The organism is Sphingomonas sp. R-74633, from assembly GCF_013416555.1.
Classification (GTDB): Bacteria; Pseudomonadota; Alphaproteobacteria; order Sphingomonadales; family Sphingomonadaceae; genus Sphingomonas.
Map to the genome: position 1 here is coordinate 808,671 of NZ_JACCFG010000002.1, position 13,374 is coordinate 822,044.

Consider the following 13,374-nt stretch of genomic DNA (forward strand, 5'->3'; position numbering starts at 1 on the left):
GCCCGATAGGGCGGCCCGGCCCCAATAAAAAGAGGAGGCGCGGCCGAGGGAGTCGGTCGCGCCTCCAGGGATGGAGCTCGTTAGGGAAGCAGCTGGCTGCTCAGTTCGGGAACGGCGACGGCCAGGTCATAGGCGACGATCTTGGCGACCACCTTGGCGCCGCCCTCGCCGACATGGGTGTAATCGAACTTCGCGACCGTGCGGCCGCGCGGGCCGGTCTTGGGCAGACTCGATGCCGGCGGCGATTCGGGCGCGGCGCGCGGGCGCAGCGTAGTGCCCGTCTTGGCCGCCGCGATTTCCTCGGGCAGCGGGTCGGTCATCGCCAGCTTCATCGCCTCGACCGGGCCAAGCTGCTCGACTGCCTTGGCGCTGTCGCGGTTCAGCTCGATCACCGGGGTCTTCATCTCGACGCCGATCTTGCGGATCGCATCGGCCCATGCAGCGAGCGTGTTGTTGAGCTTGCCGCCGCGGAACTCGCGGCGCGACATCGGCGTGACCAGCACCGGCACCGCACCGGCGGCGCGCACGTCGAGCACCATCTGCTTCAGGTTCGACTGGAAATCGGTGTTGAGGTCGGTCCAGCGCTCGGCCTTGGTCGACTGATCATTATGGCCGAACTGGATCAGGACATATTTCTTCGCATAGCCGGCCGCCCGGGCCTCGTTCATCGCGATGTCCCACGAACCCTCGGCGCGGTAGCTGCGGGTTGAGCGGCCGCCGCGGCCCATGTTCAGGCACGCGATGTTCGACTTGACGTGATAGGCGCAGAACACCGACGCCCAGCCGCTGCCGGGCGCCATGGTCGAGTCCCCGACCAGGATGATCTTGTAGGCGGAGATCGGCGGCGCATCGACGCGCTTCTCCCGCTTTTCGATCGGAGGCTGGGCCTCCGAAGTCTGGGCGAAGGCCGCCCCCGGAACCGCCAGCAACGCCGCCAGCGTGATCGCCATTTTCAGCATTTCATACCCTCCCAGTTGCGGCATTCTGTCCCTCGATCAGGAGAAGGCGAGACCGCCGTTGATGTCCATGTTGACGCCCGTCAGGAACGACGACTCGTTCGAAGCGAGGAAGACGACGGCCGACGCCACTTCGTCCGGATGGCCCTCGCGGCGCAGCGGGGTGTTGCCCGCCACTGCCTTGCGGCCCTCGGGCTTCGAGAACGTGTCGTGGAAGCTGGTGCCGATCAGGCCGGGGCACAGCGAATTGACGCGAATGCCCTGCGGACCCAGTTCCTTGGCCAGGCTGCGGGTGAAGGTCATCACCGCGCCCTTGGCGGTCGCGTAGATCGACGCGCCCGGCCCGCCGCCGTCGCGGCCGGCGAGCGACGACAGGTTCACGATCGTGCTGCCCTCGCCGAGATGCGGCAGCACCGCCTTGGTGACGAGGAAGGTCGATTTGAGGTTGAGCTCCATGACATGGTCGAAGAACGCCTCGTCCATGTCCGCCAGCGTCTTTCGGGCGACCATGCCGCCGGCAACGTTGACCAGCACATCCACGCGTTCGCCGAATGCCTTGGTGGTCTCCGAAACCAGCTTGGCCACCTCCTCGGGCTTGGTCACATCGGCCTGGATCAGGATCGCGGTGCCACCGGCCGCCTCGATCTCCGCCACGGTCGCCTTCGCTGCGCCTTCGTCGCTGCGATAGTTGACTGCGACCTTGCAACCTTCGGCCGCGAGCTGCAGCGAAACCGACTTGCCGATGTCACGCCCGCCGCCCGTTACGATGGCGACTTTATCCTTCAATTTCATGCTGGGTCCTGCTTGGTCTGGGGAGAGGTTTCGACACGCGGGACTCCGCGGCCGAGGATGAGGATGGCGAGGAGCGCGAGCGGCACGATCGCCGCGGCGAGCGCGAAGATCGGCGCATAGCCCTGGGTGGTCATCACCGGGACGAGCCAGGTGGTGATCAGCGTGCCGGCCACCGCGGCGGTGCCGCTGATGCCGGCGAGCGAGCCGACCGCGCCGCCGGCGAAATAGTCGCCCGGCATGGTCTGGATGTTATTGATCGCTACCTGGAAGCCGAACAGGATCACCGCGATCAGCAGCACCGCGGTGAGCGGGGTCGATGCGTTCGCGGTGAGCAGCAGCGCGGGCAGCATGATCACGCAGCCAATGGCGATGGCGAGCTTGCGCGCCGCCAAGGCGCTCCAGCCGCGCGCGATGAGCAGGCCCGAGAACCAGCCGCCGAGCAGGCTGCCGAGCATCGCGCCGACGAACGGCACCCAGCCGAACATGCCGATCTGCTTGACGTCGAAGCCGAAGGTCTCGGCCAGGTAGATCGGCAGCCAGGAGACGAACAGCCACCAGACCGGATCGATGAAGAAGCGCGCGATCAGGATCGCCCAGCTCTGGCGATAGCGCAGCAGCTCGAGCATGCCGGGCGCGGGCGCCTCGCTCTCGGGTGCATCCGCGGTCGCGGGGCGCGCATTGATATGGGCACGTTCCTCGTCGCTCAGCCAGGGATGGCGATCGGGGTCGGCGCGGTAGATGAAGAACCAGGGGATCAGCCAGACCAGCCCGAGCACGCCAACCAGCACGAAGGTCGCGCGCCAGCCGAACGATCCGTAGAGCGCCGCCACCGCAGGCGCGGCGATGATTGCGCCTATTGCAGCACCGGCGTTGAAGATGCCCTGTGCAAAGGCGCGCTCCTGCGGCGGAAACCACAGCGCATTGGCCTTGACCGCACCCGGCCAGTTGCCCGCCTCCGACACGCCGAGCGTGAAGCGCAGGCAGAGCAGGGCCGCAAGCGAGCGGACCAGTGCATGCGCACCGATCGACACCGACCACACCGCGATCGCGATGACGAAGCCGATGCGCGTGCCGATCCGGTCGAGCAGCTTGCCGAACAGCGACTGGCCGAAGGCATAGGCGACCATGAACACGGTCACGAGCAGCGCATAATCGGCCTTGTCGGCGCCGATGTCCTTCGACACCGCCGGCCACATCACAGCGAGCGCGTTACGGTCGATATAGTTGATCACCGTGACCAGCCCGATCAGGCTGATGACGAGCCAGCGAAGCCCTTTGACCCTGGTCATCGGCTCAGTTTCCCTTCGCTGTGTCGAAGCGGGCGAAATGACCCTTCCAGTCGCGCTTCTTGCCGTCGACCGTCGCGCTGTGCGCGGCGTTCGCATCGGCCGAGAAGGCGATCGCAAGGGTGATGCTGCGGCCATCGGCGAGCTTGATCGTGATCACGTCCGCGTCGCTCGTGCGGACATGCGTGAAGCCCTTCACCCGGCTGTTGCTCGCGGTCGTCTTCTCTTCGCCCGCATCGTAATTGCCATGCGGCTCGAGCAAATTGACGAACTGAGCGTTGGTCGCGTTCGCGACGCGCTCGATCAGCAGCGGCTCACGGCGCAGGTTGAACCTGGAATCATTCGCCCCGCTCTCGCCCAGGATCACGCTGGCGCCCGCCGGCGCGATCATCCGGTAGGTGTAGAAGCGGTTGTCATTGATCCAGGTGACCGCGCCATTGTCCGCGGTCGGTGTGCCCGTCGCATCGACCCAGATGTGCTGATAGCCGTTCGCCTTGCCGAGCACCGGCCGGTCGGCGGTGTTCGACTGGAGCGGGAAGCCGATCGCCGTGATCTGGCCGGCATAGTGGAGCGGCAGGTCATAGGTGGCGGGTTTGTCGCCGGTCACGTCGAGCAGGTCGACGATCATCGGGCTCTCGACGCCGTCCACCGGCAACTGGATCAGCGTGCGGCGATAGCGGACGCCGGGATAGGCGCCGACCATCTCGGCGGTGCTCACCGTTGCCTGCGGCGTGCTCGCCCAGAACAGCTGCTTGGGCGCCAGGCTGTCGCCGGCCTTCCACTTGCCACCGAAATTGCTGGTCTCGTTCACGACGAGGGTGTTGTGGGCGACGGTCTGCTTAGCCCAGGTCTCGTTTTCCTTGAGGTAGCGCCCGCCGTCCTTGCTCTCGACATTGAGGAAGCGCGCGGCGCCATAGTCGGTCACGATGGCGTGGCCGTTATCGTAGAGAATCCAGTTCAGCTTGTCGAAATGGCCATGGCCCATGCCCATCGCGCTGTTCTTGGCGACGAGCACCTGGTCGGTGTCGCCCGCGCCCGAGCGCATGATCGCCAGCCCGCCCATCTCGCCCTTGGGCCCGTCGCTGAGGAACTGCGAGGCATAGGGGAAGGGCTTGGCCTTGCCCGCGGCCAGGTCGCGCGCCACCGCCAGCCCGTCCGGGGTCAGCGTGGTGCGGCCCTGCCACTGCGCAATCGAGAGCAAAGCCGGGTCCTTGGTCACTTCATAGCCGATCGCCACCGACTGGTAGAGCTCGTCCGTCTTCAGGCTCTTGTCTGGCATCGCGTCGTTGAACGGGAAGAAATAGCCGTCGTACGTCGTCTGGATCGAGGTCCGGATCGCCTTCAACAACACGCCGTCATGGTGCTGGAAGATTTTCTGCTCGGGCTGGTTCGCCTCGATGAAGCGCGCGAACAGCACGAAGGGCAGCATCGCGTAGCGCTGGTAGTACGGCCCTTCGACATAATAGCCGTCGGGCGAGAAGAGCTGGTCGATCTGCGCAAGGAAGCCGAACTTGCCGTCGCGCTTAAGCCCCTTGAGCGCCACCTCGACGAAATCCTTGTCGCGCAGCGTATAGCCGATCATGCCGACCGCGGCGCAGGCCCAGGTCGCATGGTTGTGGATCTGGTCGAACTCCTCGGCCTGGCCGGCCGAGAGGAAGGTCGCCATCGGGCGGAAGACGTTGTCGTCGATCGTCGCGCGGTCGGCAGCGCTCAGGCTGTCGCGGATCGCGTCATAGCCCTGCACCGCATAGACCGCCCAGACGGCGTCGTTGAGGCTCTGCCAGAACAGCCGGCCGGGCCGCTGGTCGCTCGCCGCCGGATGGTTGCCGAGCGTCGGATAGAGCTTGGCGTACTCCAGCAATTCCGCCTTGGCGAAATCGGCATAGCGCTGCTCGCCGGTGATGCGGAACAGCAGCCCCGCGCCATAGATGGCGGTGTAGTTCCGCTTGTGCTGTTCGTGCGTGTAGCCGCCGCCCGGATCCTTGGGCACTGGCACGACCACACCGGCCTTGATCGCCTTGTCGACTTCGCGCCGAACGCGCTTCAGCTCGGCGTTGAACAGGGGATAGGCCGTGGCGTCCTTGGCAGTCGCCGCCATTTCTGACGCGCGGAACAATGTGGGCTGCGCGCCCGGCGCGGTCTGCGCGATGGCAGGCGTGGCGAGCAGGGTGGTACCGGCGAGGAGAAACGCGAAACGAGTCATCAATTGCTTCCCGGAAGCGGCGAGGCCGCAGGCTTGGCGTACCAGGAGACACCCGTCTCCTTGCGCGTGATGGGCTTGAGCATGCGGTCGGCACCTGTCTTGGTCAGCGCCGGATCGGTCGGATAGAGCAGGCCATTGGCGGCGCGCCTGAGCGCCACCTGGCGGCGATCCATCGCGATCGGCAGCGTGGCAGGCCCGGTCACCGACATGACGTTACCCGTGAAGCTGATCCCGGCGATATCCGCCCTAGCGACGAACGGATCGCCGCGCTTGCGGTTGACGAACAGATTGCCGACGAAGCGCGTCGAAATCGGCGGCAGCGACAGCTCCGCATCCGCGCCATTGCCCAGCGTCACATTGCTCGCATCGATCACGCTGTTGCGCTCGATCAGTGCGTCCTCGACCTGAACATAGCGGTTGAGCGGCGAATTCGGCACGCCGTTCATCAGCGTGATCGCGCTGTACGGGCCGTCGCCGGTCACGCCCTCGATATAGTTGTTCCGCACGACCTGATGCCGATTGATCACGCGGATGCCGCCGGTCCGCTTCACGCCGTTGCCGAAGAAGACATTGTCCTCGATTCGATTGCCGTGGCCATGACGCATCACGAACGCGCCCTGGCTCTCGACCACGGTGTTGCGACGCAGGATGTTCGCGCCCGACTTGATCGAGACGATCTCGACCTCGCCGTCGCAGCGCTCGAAGAAATTGTCCTCGACGATCGTGAACGAGTCGCTCTGCGATTCCTGGCTGGTGCCGATGCGGATCGTCTCACCACCATTTTCCCCCAAGGGAGGCCGCGGGCCGAAGTAATTATGATCGATCCGGTGGTGGTTATCGAGCGGCACGTTCGCCGCACGGACCACGACGAGCATCGCGCCGCCATGCGCCTTGCCGATGAAGGTCGAGTGATCGACGCGGTTGTTGCGGCCGTAGAGCGACACCCAATGATCGGTCTTGGCCGCGTCGGGCGGGCCATAGCCATCGACCACGACGCCGGTCAGCCGTGAATTCTCCGCCCAACGCCTGGTGCCGTCGCGAAAGGCGATCAGTTCTTCGTCGCCGCCATGCCCGTCCCTGAACACCAGATTCGACACAACGAGCCAGTTGCCCGACATCCGCAGGCTGGACTTGCCGGAAAGGATCACCTTGCCCGGCGTCTCCGCAGTCAGCGTGATCACCTTGTCCGCACTGCCCGCGCCCGAAAAGCGCACCGCGAAATCGCGCCACTCGCCATTGGCGAGGATCACGCGATCGCCCGGCGCCAGCGCCTTCGCCGCGGCGGCATATTCCTGCTGATTGTGGACAAGCGTGTCGCGCGCGGCTGCCGGACAGGCAGACACCGCAACCAACACCATCGACAGCGCCCAAGGTCGCAACGGATCCTCCCAACCGGCTCTGATGGCCGATACGAGTGGCCTACCAGTCAGGATCAGGGCGTGCAAGCCAATTTAAATACCAATTCACCGGACCGGATTGGGTCCAGTGGTTCTATACCATTTAACCGGATCCGGTCATCCGCGTGAGCCGCGGGCGAAGATCGGCGCGAGCGTCACGGCAATGGCGCCGAGCAGGATTGCCGCCACCGGCCGGTCGAGCTCGTCCGCCAGCCAGAAATAGAGCGTGAGGCCGGCCGTGGTCGCAAGCGCTACCGCTACCAGCAGCGATGCGGCGCGCAGCAGCGGACCGGCATGACGCGGCCAGCCATCGACGATTCGGCGGACGCGGTCGAGCATCCCGGCGGACAGTCCCGCGGCCTCCGCACGCATCATCTCGGCGGCGTCGATCGCCGCGCCGTCGAGCCGGTAAAGGATGGCGAAGCGGCGAAGCGCCTCGAGCCGCGGATTGGCGAGGCCCGCCACCCGACGCGAGCCGAACAGCATCGCCCCCAGCCGCTCGATCCGATTGGGCGCGCGTAGCGAGGCGCGGCCATCGGCCTGGGAAAGCTGGAGCGTCCGCAGTTCCAGCGGAGTCAACATCGCCTCGCTGGGCACGCTGCCCGCCAGACCCTCGAGCAGCCCGGACTGGCTATCGAGATACGCCATCACAATTTCCTCCAATCAACCGGCGCGCATGTAGGCGCAACGCGCGCCGCCGATTAGCCACGGCAGCGGCATCGCAATGTTTCCGCAAGTGCAACAATCCGGAGATGTTGGGCCGCCATCGTTTCCGATGCGGAGGTCCGGCAATTTCCGGGCGACAAATCGGTTCGACGGCGCGACGAAGGGGGTTGATACTTTATATCATCGCCGGTACCGCAGCGCAGCACGTTCCATGTTCGGGAAGATTCGTTTTGATGTTGTTGCGTCCCCTGCTGCTCGCCTCCGCTGCCCTGCTCGCCCTCCCCGCCCATGCCGAGGACAACAAGCCGGCGAGCACCAATGACGCCCCGGCAGCCGCGAGCGCGGACACGCCTGCACCGACCGCAAGCGATCAGGACCATGACCAGCCCGGCGCGCAGATCGTCGTTACCGGCACCCGCGCCCGCAACACCGCCGACGTGCTCGGCGGGACTGCGGTGCTCGCCAAGGAAGAGCTGACCAACGACCTGCGCCCGACGATCGGCGAAACGCTGGCGCAGCAGCCGGGCGTGTCGGCGAGTTCGTTCGGCCCCAACGCCTCGCGCCCCGTCCTGCGCGGCTTCATCGGCGCGCGCGCACCGCTGCTGACCGACGGCATCGGCAGCATCGACGTGTCGAACACCTCGGCCGATCACGCACCGATCATCAACCCGCTCACTGCCGACCGCATCGAAGTGCTGCGTGGCCCGACCGCACTGATCTTCGGCCCCTCCGCAATCGGCGGCGTGGTCAACGTCATCGACAGCCGCATCCCGCGCCACATGCCCGAAGAGGCCGTCCATTTCGACGGCATCGCCACTTATGGCAGCGCCGCCAATGAGCGCTCGGTCTCGGGCTCGGCCGATGTGCCGGTGGCAAGCAAGATCGTGCTCCACGCCGATGGCAGCTTCTCGCAGACCGGCGACGAGCGCACCGGCGGCTATGTCCTCTCCCCGGCGCTGCGCGCCCAGGCCGCGGCGAGTGCCGATTCGGATATCGCCGACCTCGCCGATCTGAAGGGCAAGGTGCCCAACACCGCTGCCAAGACCTGGGACGTCGCCGGCGGCGCCGCGATCATCGACGGCACCAACAATCTCGGCTTCTCGGTCAGCCATTTCGACACCTTCTACGGCGTGCCGATCCGCTATTCGCTCGATCCCTCGATCGAGGCCGAGCAGGTGCGTCTCCACGCCCAGCAGACCCGCGTCGACATCCGCGGCGAGGTCAATATCGGCGACGGCTTCTTCAAGCAGCTCCGCACCCGCTGGGCCGCGGCCGACTATAAGCACTCGGAGATCGAGGATACCGGCGCGATCGGCACCACTTTCTTCAGCCAGGGCTATGAAGGCCGGCTCGAGATGGTCCAGTCGGCACGCGGCGGCTGGGAAGGCCTGGTCGGCGGCCAGTTCTCGCTGCGCGACATGCATGTGATCGGCGACGAGAAGTTCCTGCCCAAGAACTCGGCGCAGCAGTTCAGCCTGTTCACGCTCCAGTCGTTCGATGCCGGCCCGTTCAAGGGTGAGGCGGCAGCGCGCTTCGAGCACAATGATGTGAGCGCTCAGGCCGACGCCGATATCGGCAACCCGGCCTATAGCCGCAGCTTCAACAGCTTCTCCGCCTCGCTCGGCGCCAGCTATGCCGTGGCCGAGGGCATGCGCTTCGGCGTCAACGTCTCGCGCGCCGAGCGTGCGCCGACCCCGGAAGAGCTGTTCGCCAACGGCCCGCACGCCGGCACCCAGGCGTTCGAGATCGGCAACCCGAATTTCGGCAGCGAGAAGAGCTGGGGCGTCGAGGCGACCTTCAAGGGCGGCGGAGACGGCTTCGCCTTCTCGACCGCAGCCTATTACAACTGGTTCACCGGCTATATCTACGACGCCCCGACCGGCGCGACGCAGGACGACCTGCCGGTGTTCCAGTACAACCAGGCCGACGCCCGCTATTACGGCTTCGAGGCCGAAGGGTCGCTCCGTCTGGCGACGGTGAAGGACTTCACGATCAACGCCACCGCGCTGGCCGACTATGTCCATGCCGATATCGTCGGTAATGGCCCTGCCCCGCGCATCCCGCCGCTGCGCGTCAATGGCGGGCTCGAGGCAACGTCGGATTCGTTCACGATCCACGGCGAAGTCGAACATGTCTTCGACCAGACCCGCATCTCGGCCTTCGAGACGCCGACCGACGGCTTCACCTTCGTCAACGCCTCGGTCTCGTGGAAGCCTTGGGGCGCCGGCTCGAATACCAGCCTGATGCTCTCGGCGAACAACATCTTCGACGTCGAGGCCCGCCGCGCCGCGAGCGTGCTCAAGGACTATGCCCCCCTCCCCGGCCGCGACATCCGTGTGACCGCGCGGGTGCAGATCTGACCTAACTAAGCCCTCTCCCCCGAGGGGGAGAGGGAGAAGAGGGATCATTGCGCTTCTCGCCCCGTTGGGCGATCCGATGCCCATGCCCATTCCCACCCCTGAAGCACCGCCAACCTCCCGCCGCCTGCCATGGCCGATCCTGATCGGTGCAGGCTTCGCGCTGTTCCTGCTCGGCCTGATCTGGTTCGGCCACGAACTCGTCGAAGGCGACGGCGCGAGCGTCGATCGCGCGATCATGCTGGCGATGCGCCATAACGGCCACCCGATCGGCCCGGCCTGGCTCCCCTCGGCGGTGCGCGATGTGACCGCGCTGGGCAGTTCGACCGTCCTCGCCTTCATCGTGCTGGTCAGTGCAATCTTCCTGTGGCTCGGCGGCAGGATGCGCACCGCGCTGCTTGTCGTCGGCGCAACCGCGCTCGGCTCGATCACCGTCGAGACGATCAAGGCGCTCATCGGCCGCTCACGTCCCGATCTGATCGGCAGGCTGATGGAAGAGACGTCGCGCAGCTTCCCGAGCGGCCATGCCGCACTGAGCGCGATCGTCTACCTGACCCTCGCGACCCTGCTCTTCCCGGTGTTGCCCGATCGCCGCGTGCGCATCTTCGCCGTAGCGGTGGCGCTGTTCCTCACTGTGTCGGTGGGGATCAGCCGCGTCTATCTCGGCGTCCACTGGCCGAGCGACGTCGTCGCCGGCTGGGCATTCGGCGGAGTCTGGGCAGTGCTCTGGTGGCGGATCGAGCTGGAGTGGCTCGCGCGCGGTCAGCCCTGACGCTCGGCGAGCCTGCGCTCCCAGGCCAGCGCATCCTTGACGATACCCTCGAGGTCATCGTGCTTCGGTCGCCACGGCAGCGCCGCGAGGATGGCGCTGTTGTCGGCGACCAGCGCATCGGGGTCCCCGGCACGCCGTCCCTCGAGCTTGCGCTCGATCGTGACGTTGGTCACCCGGTCGACCGCGTCGAGCACCTGCAGCACCGAGAAGCCACGGCCATAGCCGGCGTTCATCGTGTGGCTCTCACCTGGCTTTGCGATCAGCAGATCGAGTGCATCGACATGCGCGGCGGCAAGGTCGCTGACATGGATATAATCGCGCACCCCGGTGCCGTCGGGCGTGTCGAAATCGGTGCCGAACACGCCCACCGAGGCACGCTTGCCGGTGGCGGCCTCGACTGCAACCTTGATCAGGTGCGTCGCCCCTGCCGTCGACTGGCCGCTGCGGCCCTGCGGATCGGCGCCGGCGACGTTGAAATAGCGCAGCGCCGCATAGTTGATCGGGTGTGCCGCGGCGACGTCCTTGAGCATGACCTCCGTCATCAGCTTGGACATGCCATAGGGATTGATCGGCTGCTTGGGACTGTCCTCGCGCACCGGCACCGCCTCGGGAATGCCATAGGTCGCGGCGGTGGAAGAGAAGATAAAGTGCTTCACTCCCTCAACGACGGCGCTCTCGATCAGCGACCGGCTGGCGGCGGTGTTGTTGCGGTAATATTTAAGCGGATCGGTCACGCTCTCGGGCACCACCACCGATCCGGCGAAGTGCATGATTGCGATCACGCCGTGATCGCGGATCGCGGCACGCACAGCCTTGTCGTCCTCGATGCTCGCAACGACCAGCGAAGCGCGCTTGTCGACCGCCCAGTCGAACCCGGTGACGAGGTTGTCGACCACCACGACTTTCCACCCGGCATCGAGCAGCGCCAGTACGGCATGGCTGCCGATATAGCCTGCCCCGCCCGTCACCAGCACCGTGCCTTCGCGCATTCTTCAATCCCGTACTTTGTTCCGGCCCCGCTCAATCCTATCTATGCGTCGATAGCAAGGAGTTCGCGATGAGCATTGAAACCGCAACGCTGGCCGGTGGCTGCTTCTGGTGCACTGAGGCCGTGTTCAATGACGTGATCGGCGTCCAGTCGGTCGAAAGCGGCTATATCGGGGGAACCAAGGAAAACCCGACCTACAAGGAAGTCTGCTCGGGCACGACCGGCCATGCCGAGGCGATCCGGGTGAGCTTCGATACCGACCAGATCTCGTATGGCGAGATCCTCGACATCTTCCTGGCGACGCACGACCCGACTCAGCTCAACCGCCAGGGCAATGATATCGGCACCCAATATCGCTCGGCGATCTTCCCGCATTCGGCGGAGCAGGAGCGCGAGGCGCTGGACGCGATCGAGCGGTCGCGCCCCGACTGGCCCGAGCCGATCGTGACGGCGATCGAGCCGCTCGGCGAATGGTGGTCGGCCGAGGATTACCACCAAGAATATTGGCAGGGCGATGGCCAGCGTAATCCGTATTGCCTGGCGGTGATTCCGCCCAAGCTGCGCAAGCTCCGCAAGAGCTTTGCGGCACGTTCGAAGGAAGGTGCTTCGGCCTAGCGCGGAAAGGCGGCGCGGCGCAGGCGATCGTTGATCGCCACGCCGATGCCCGCCTCCGGGATCGGCGCGACGGCAATCGCAGCCGCGCCGCTCGCGTCCGCACGGTGCAGCGCATCGAACAGATTCGCGGCGGCCTCGGTGAGGTTGCCGCTGGCGGAGAGGGTTTCGGTGCCGGGGACAGCGCCGAAGCCGATCAGATATTCGCCGTCCTGCGCCTCCGTCGCTTCGAGCCGCACCGGCTTGCTCGGTGCATAGTGACTGTCCAACTGCCCCGGCGCGACAATCCCGTCGCTGCTCCCCGGTGAAAGCCGGGGCCCAGGGTTGAGAAACAATTCGGCTTCGGTAAGCGGGCCTGGCCTCAGGATCGTCGAGCCCATTATGATCGTCGACTCCACCCCCGCCGAGGTGGCGCCATCATCGATCACTATCGGAATTCGCCCCACCAGGCTCTTCGCGACATGCTCGGCGCGAGTCGGGCTGATCCCCCCACTCACATTGGCCGATGGCGCCGCCAGCGGCTTGCCCGAAGCCGCGAGCAGCGCCTGCATCGCCCGATGCGCCGGCACCCGGATCGCAATCGTGTCGAGCCCTGCGGTCACCAGCGAAGCGATCCCCGCATCCGCCCGCACGGGCAGCACCAGAGTCAACGGCCCCGGCCAGAAGCGCCGCGCCAGATCGCGCGCGGCATCGTCGAACACTGCGATCCGCTCGGCGGCGGCAAGGTCGGGGACATGGACGATCAGCGGGTTAAAGCTCGGACGGCCCTTGGCGGCATAGATCCCCGCCACCGCGCGCGACTCGGTGGCGTCGGCAGCGAGCCCGTAGACGGTTTCGGTGGGCACCGCGACGCATTCGCCGGCGCGAATCAGCGCGGCGGCCTCGGCGATCGCCGCCGTGCCGTAGGGTAAGATGCGCGGATTTGTCGGGCTCACTTTGGGCGAGCTATACGGCGCGAAACCAGACCACAAGAGAGGCCTCATGTTCACCCCCGCCACCGCCGACCAGCGCTTCGTCCTCGAGACCATCGTCCGCCTGGGCGAGATCAGCGAAGAAGCCGCGGAAATGACCGACGCGGTGCTTGAAGGCGCGGGCCAGTTCGCGACCGGCGAATGGGCGCCGCTCGAGCGGCTCGGCGACACCGATGGCCCCAAATGGACGCCGGACGGCGTGAAGATGCCGGCCGGGTTCGCCGATGCCTACCAAGCCTATGTCGAGGGCGGTTGGGGCACGATCGGCTCGCCGGCGGAGCATGGCGGGCAAGGGCTCCCGGTCAGCCTGTCGATTGCGGTGCTGGAGACGCTCGGCACCGCCAATATGGGCTTCGCGCTCGCCCCGATCCTCA

General features: G+C 66.2%; 11 protein-coding genes and 1 pseudogene. 4 read left to right on the forward strand and 8 right to left on the reverse strand.

Annotated elements, in window-relative coordinates; all coding sequences use genetic code 11:
* Positions 1-80: 80 nt before the first annotated feature.
* From HZY97_RS10040 to HZY97_RS10065, 6 genes are all read right to left on the reverse strand, one after another.
* Entirely contained in the window at positions 81-959 is an 879-nt protein-coding gene (locus HZY97_RS10040) for a rhamnogalacturonan acetylesterase (RefSeq protein WP_180143077.1), read from the reverse strand.
* Positions 960-995: 36 nt separating this feature from the next.
* Positions 996-1,748 (reverse strand): SDR family NAD(P)-dependent oxidoreductase, encoded by a 753-nt coding sequence (locus tag HZY97_RS10045; RefSeq protein ID WP_180143080.1) that lies wholly within the window; start codon positions 1,746-1,748, stop codon positions 996-998.
* Entirely contained in the window at positions 1,745-3,037 is a 1,293-nt protein-coding gene (locus HZY97_RS10050; protein ID WP_180143082.1) for an MFS transporter, read from the reverse strand. The genes HZY97_RS10045 and HZY97_RS10050 overlap by 4 nt, the downstream gene beginning before the upstream one ends.
* Before the next feature lie 4 nt (positions 3,038-3,041).
* Complete coding sequence (locus HZY97_RS10055; protein ID WP_218942981.1) at positions 3,042-5,237, reverse strand: alginate lyase family protein; 2,196 nt, start codon at positions 5,235-5,237, stop codon at positions 3,042-3,044.
* Positions 5,237-6,580 (reverse strand): polysaccharide lyase 6 family protein, encoded by a 1,344-nt coding sequence (locus tag HZY97_RS10060; protein WP_180143083.1) that lies wholly within the window; start codon positions 6,578-6,580, stop codon positions 5,237-5,239. Before HZY97_RS10060 ends, HZY97_RS10055 begins: the two co-directional genes overlap by 1 nt.
* Before the next feature lie 171 nt (positions 6,581-6,751).
* Positions 6,752-7,282 (reverse strand): hypothetical protein, encoded by a 531-nt coding sequence (locus HZY97_RS10065; RefSeq protein WP_180143085.1) that lies wholly within the window; start codon positions 7,280-7,282, stop codon positions 6,752-6,754.
* Positions 7,283-7,533: 251 nt separating this feature from the next.
* On the opposite strand from HZY97_RS10065, the gene HZY97_RS10070 reads away from it, so the two are divergent.
* Together HZY97_RS10070 and HZY97_RS10075 are read left to right on the forward strand one after the other, a co-directional pair.
* Positions 7,534-9,660, forward strand: a complete 2,127-nt coding sequence (locus HZY97_RS10070; protein ID WP_180143087.1) for a TonB-dependent receptor — start codon at positions 7,534-7,536, stop codon at positions 9,658-9,660.
* 82 nt (positions 9,661-9,742) lie between these two features.
* Entirely contained in the window at positions 9,743-10,429 is a 687-nt protein-coding gene (locus HZY97_RS10075) for a phosphatase PAP2 family protein (protein ID WP_180143089.1), read from the forward strand.
* On the opposite strand, the gene galE is transcribed toward HZY97_RS10075, so the two are convergent.
* Positions 10,420-11,418 (reverse strand): UDP-glucose 4-epimerase GalE, encoded by a 999-nt coding sequence (gene galE, locus HZY97_RS10080; RefSeq protein WP_180143091.1) that lies wholly within the window; start codon positions 11,416-11,418, stop codon positions 10,420-10,422. The genes HZY97_RS10075 and galE overlap by 10 nt on opposite strands.
* A 68-nt stretch (positions 11,419-11,486) precedes the next feature.
* Between galE and msrA the strand changes: the two genes are divergently transcribed.
* Positions 11,487-12,032: a peptide-methionine (S)-S-oxide reductase MsrA gene (msrA, locus tag HZY97_RS10085; RefSeq protein ID WP_180143093.1), complete on the forward strand. Its 546-nt coding sequence runs from the start codon at positions 11,487-11,489 to the stop codon at positions 12,030-12,032.
* Here msrA and HZY97_RS10090 read toward each other — a convergent pair.
* The gene (locus HZY97_RS10090; RefSeq protein WP_180143095.1) at positions 12,029-13,012 is read right to left on the reverse strand and encodes an L-threonylcarbamoyladenylate synthase; all 984 of its coding nucleotides are present in this window, start codon (positions 13,010-13,012) and stop codon (positions 12,029-12,031) included. The two genes, msrA and HZY97_RS10090, sit on opposite strands and share 4 nt — an antisense overlap.
* On the opposite strand from HZY97_RS10090, the pseudogene HZY97_RS10095 reads away from it, so the two are divergent.
* Positions 13,011-13,374: pseudogene (locus tag HZY97_RS10095) on the forward strand (acyl-CoA dehydrogenase); the annotation flags it as partial. The gene HZY97_RS10090 and the pseudogene HZY97_RS10095 overlap by 2 nt on opposite strands.

What these genes read in the sequence shown, in the direction of transcription:
- HZY97_RS10040 (WP_180143077.1), bottom strand. Translation starts at nt 959, where the DNA reads ATGCTGAAAATGGCGATCACGCTGGCGGCGTTGCTGGCGGTTCCGGGG.
- HZY97_RS10045 (WP_180143080.1), bottom strand. Translation starts at nt 1,748, where the DNA reads ATGAAATTGAAGGATAAAGTCGCCATCGTAACGGGCGGCGGGCGTGAC.
- HZY97_RS10050 (WP_180143082.1), bottom strand. Translation starts at nt 3,037, where the DNA reads ATGACCAGGGTCAAAGGGCTTCGCTGGCTCGTCATCAGCCTGATCGGG.
- HZY97_RS10055 (WP_218942981.1), bottom strand. Translation starts at nt 5,237, where the DNA reads ATGACTCGTTTCGCGTTTCTCCTCGCCGGTACCACCCTGCTCGCCACG.
- HZY97_RS10065 (WP_180143085.1), bottom strand. Translation starts at nt 7,282, where the DNA reads ATGGCGTATCTCGATAGCCAGTCCGGGCTGCTCGAGGGTCTGGCGGGC.
- HZY97_RS10070 (WP_180143087.1), top strand. Translation starts at nt 7,534, where the DNA reads ATGTTGTTGCGTCCCCTGCTGCTCGCCTCCGCTGCCCTGCTCGCCCTC.
- HZY97_RS10075 (WP_180143089.1), top strand. Translation starts at nt 9,743, where the DNA reads ATGCCCATTCCCACCCCTGAAGCACCGCCAACCTCCCGCCGCCTGCCA.
- galE (WP_180143091.1), bottom strand. Translation starts at nt 11,418, where the DNA reads ATGCGCGAAGGCACGGTGCTGGTGACGGGCGGGGCAGGCTATATCGGC.
- msrA (WP_180143093.1), top strand. Translation starts at nt 11,487, where the DNA reads ATGAGCATTGAAACCGCAACGCTGGCCGGTGGCTGCTTCTGGTGCACT.
- HZY97_RS10090 (WP_180143095.1), bottom strand. Translation starts at nt 13,012, where the DNA reads ATGAGGCCTCTCTTGTGGTCTGGTTTCGCGCCGTATAGCTCGCCCAAA.